Source organism: Stenotrophomonas sp. AGC87 (assembly GCF_057333975.1).
The window spans coordinates 63,147-66,405 of record NZ_JBHFHW010000042.1; the positions used below are offsets into that span (position 1 = coordinate 63,147).

Annotated in this window: 2 protein-coding genes; both read left to right on the top strand. The window is 67.0% G+C overall.

Features of this window, described 5'->3' with window-relative positions; genetic code table 11:
* The first annotated feature begins 68 nt into the window (after positions 1–68).
* The gene (gene moeB / locus ACE026_RS17480) at positions 69–1,205 is read left to right on the top strand and encodes a molybdopterin-synthase adenylyltransferase MoeB (protein WP_486040067.1); all 1,137 of its coding nucleotides are present in this window, start codon (positions 69–71) and stop codon (positions 1,203–1,205) included.
* A gap of 198 nt (positions 1,206–1,403) precedes the next feature.
* The gene (locus ACE026_RS17485) at positions 1,404–3,230 is read left to right on the top strand and encodes a monovalent cation:proton antiporter-2 (CPA2) family protein (protein ID WP_486040068.1); all 1,827 of its coding nucleotides are present in this window, start codon (positions 1,404–1,406) and stop codon (positions 3,228–3,230) included.
* The last annotated feature ends 29 nt before the right edge of the window (positions 3,231–3,259 follow it).

Here is a 3,259-nt window from a genome sequence, read left to right on the forward strand (position 1 = left end):
GGGCCGGCGGGGGGCGGGCAACCCCGTTCAAACCGACGGCCGACGCCCCCGTGCGCGATAATCCCCGCATGAGCACGATCCCCGAACTCACCCCGGCGCAGGCCCGCGAACGCCTCGCCCATGGCGCGCTGTTGATCGACGTCCGTGAGGCACACGAACGTACCACCGGCATGGCCGAAGGCGCGCTGGGCATCGCCAGGGGCGATCTCCAGGCCGCACCCGGCACGCACCTGCCGGCAGCCGACCGCGAGGTCGTCCTGATCTGTCAGAGCGGCAAGCGCTCGATGGAGGCCGCAAACGTCCTGGCCGGCCTTGGCTACACGCATATCGCCTCCGTGCATGGCGGCACGACCGCGTGGCGCGCTGCCGGGCTGCCGTTGGTGCAGTCGATGCAGAGCGACGCCGAACGCGACTTCAACGAGCGGTACTCGCGTCATCTGCTGCTGCTGCAGGTGGGTATCCAAGGCCAGAAGACGCTGCTCGCCTCGCGCGTGCTGGTGCTCGGCGCCGGTGGTCTGGGTGCACCGGCCAGCTTCTACCTGGCCGCGGCCGGGGTAGGGCACCTGCGCATCGCCGACGACGACGTGGTCGACCGCAGCAACCTGCATCGGCAGATCATCCATACCGATGCCAGCGTTGGCGAGCCCAAGGTGCTCTCCGCCCGCGCGCGCCTGCTCGCGCTCAATCCCTCGCTGGATGTGGAGGCCGTGCAGGCGCGGGTCATCTCGGACAACATCGATGCGCTGCTCGAGGGGGTCGACGTGGTGCTGGATGGCTCGGACAACTTCCCGCTGCGTTATCTGCTCAACGATGCCTGCCTCCAGCACGGCATCCCGCTGGTGTATGGCGCGGTGGAGCGCTTTACCGGCCAGGTCAGCGTGTTCGATGCCGGTCGCCAGCGTGGCACTGCGCCGTGCTACCGCTGCCTGTTCCCCGAGCCGCCGCCGCCCGAGTTCGCGCCCAACTGCTCGGAGGCGGGGGTTCTCGGCGTGCTGCCGGGCATGGTCGGCCTGCTGCAGGCCACCGAAGTGCTCAAGCTGCTGCTCGGCATCGGCGAGCCACTGATCGGCCGCCTGCTGACCTTCGACGCGCTGGGCATGCGCTTCCGCGAGACGCGGCTCAGGCCGGACCCGGCCTGTCCGCTCTGCGCGCCCGGGCGCGAGTTCCCGGGGTACATCGATTACGCCGCGTTCTGCAGCGGCTGAGGGGGGGGGCGTAGATCCACGCCATGCGTGGATGTCGTTCGCCAGGGGGCCGGGTTAGGCTGCGATTTCGGGACGATATGGCATCCAGGTTCAATATCGTTCTGAATTCAGCACGATAAAACGCATCATCCACGCTATTGCCCTTCCGCGCTTTGCCCTATCGTTGACGCATCTTTTGTGGTCCGGGGAAACAACCGCATGGCGGTGGAAGCAGGTGCCAGTGAACTGGTGAAAGTCGTCGCCCTGCTGGGTGCGGCGGTGGTCATGGTGCCGCTGTTCCGCCGGCTGGGGTTGGGCTCGGTGCTGGGCTATTTCGCCGCCGGTCTGGCCATCGGCCCGTTCGGGTTCGGCTGGTTCTCCGATCCGCAGGCCATCCTGCATACCGCCGAGCTGGGCGTGGTGATGTTCCTGTTCGTGATCGGCCTGGAGATGCGGCCCTCGCACCTGTGGAGTCTGCGCAACGAGATCTTCGGCCTGGGCACGCTGCAGATCGTGGTCTGCGGCGCGGTGCTGACCGGCGTGTGCATGCTGCTCGGCTTCCCCTTGCCGGTGGCCTTCATCGGCGCGGCCGGGTTCGTGTTGACCTCCACCGCAGTGGTCATGCAACTGCTCGCCGAACGCGGCGACATCGCGCTGCCCACCGGCCAGAAGATCGTCTCGATCCTGCTGTTCGAAGATCTGCTGATCGTGCCGCTGCTGGCGGTAGTGGCGTTCATGGCGCCGGTGCACAGCGATGCCGGCGAGAGCTCGCGCTGGGTCACCGTGGGTATCGCTGCCGGTGCCATCGTCGGCCTGGTGCTGGTCGGCCGCTTCCTGCTCAATCCGCTGTTCCGCATCCTTGCCGCCGCCAAGGCGCGCGAGGTGATGACGGCTGCCGCGCTGCTGGTCGTGCTCGGCGCCGCGCTGCTGATGCAGTTGGGCGGGCTGTCGATGGCGATGGGCGCGTTCCTGGCGGGCGTGCTGCTCAGCGAATCCACCTTCCGCCACCAGATCGAAGCGGACATCGAGCCGTTCCGCGGCATCCTGCTCGGCCTGTTCTTCCTCAGCGTGGGCATGGCACTAGACCTCACCGTCGTCGCCAACAACTGGCCGTTGATCGTCTCCGGCGTGTTCGCGCTGATGTTTGCCAAGGCGATCTGCATCTACGTGGTCGCGCGCATCCTCGGCAGTGATCATCGCCAAGCGCTGGATCGCGGCGTGGTGATGGCGCAGGGCGGCGAGTTCGCTTTCGTGCTGTTCTCGGCTGCGGCGGTGGCGGGTGTGATCGACGTGCAGGTCAACGCCAACCTCACCGCGATCGTGGTGCTTTCGATGGCGCTGACGCCGCTGTTCGTGCTGCTGCACGACAAGCTGATGCCGGATCGTGAAGTATCGCTCGATGGCGTGGAAGAAGCCGACGGTTTGTCCGGCAGCGTGCTGCTGATCGGCTTCGGCCGCTTCGGCCAGGTGGCGAGCCAGTCGCTGCTGGCCCGCGATGTGGATGTGACCATCATCGACAACGACATCGAGATGATCCAGAGCGCCGAGAAGTTCGGCTTCAAGATCTACTACGGCGACGGCACGCGGCTGGATGTGCTGCACGCCTCCGGCGCGGGCGTGGCACGGGCGATCGCGGTGTGCGTCAACGACAGTGCGCAGGCCGATCGCATCGTCGAACTGGTCGCGCATGAATTCCCGCAGGCCAAGCTGCTGGTGCGCTCGTTCGATCGCGAACATTCGCTGCGCCTGATACATGCCGGTGTCGATTTCCAGATCCGCGAAACCTTCGAATCCGCGGTGGCCTTCGGTGAGGCTGCGCTGATCGAGCTCGGCCTGGACGAAGAAGATGCCGCGACCATCGCGCGCGAGATCCGTCGCCGCGATGCCGAGCGTTTCGAGCTTGAGATGGCCGGTGGTGGGCTGACCGCCGGCGCGCACATGGTCTACGGCAGTTCCCTGCCGGGCGTTCCTACGCCCACGCCGTTCACTGCGCCCAAGCGCAAGGCGCGCACGCTCAACGCGGATGAGTTGCCCGAAGAAGAATGAGGATGGTAGTGGCGGGGGGGGGGGGGGGG

Bases quoted from the DNA above. Each gene is read 5' to 3' on its own strand.
- moeB (WP_486040067.1), top strand. From the start codon at position 69: ATGAGCACGATCCCCGAACTCACCCCGGCGCAGGCCCGCGAACGCCTC.
- ACE026_RS17485 (WP_486040068.1), top strand. From the start codon at position 1,404: ATGGCGGTGGAAGCAGGTGCCAGTGAACTGGTGAAAGTCGTCGCCCTG.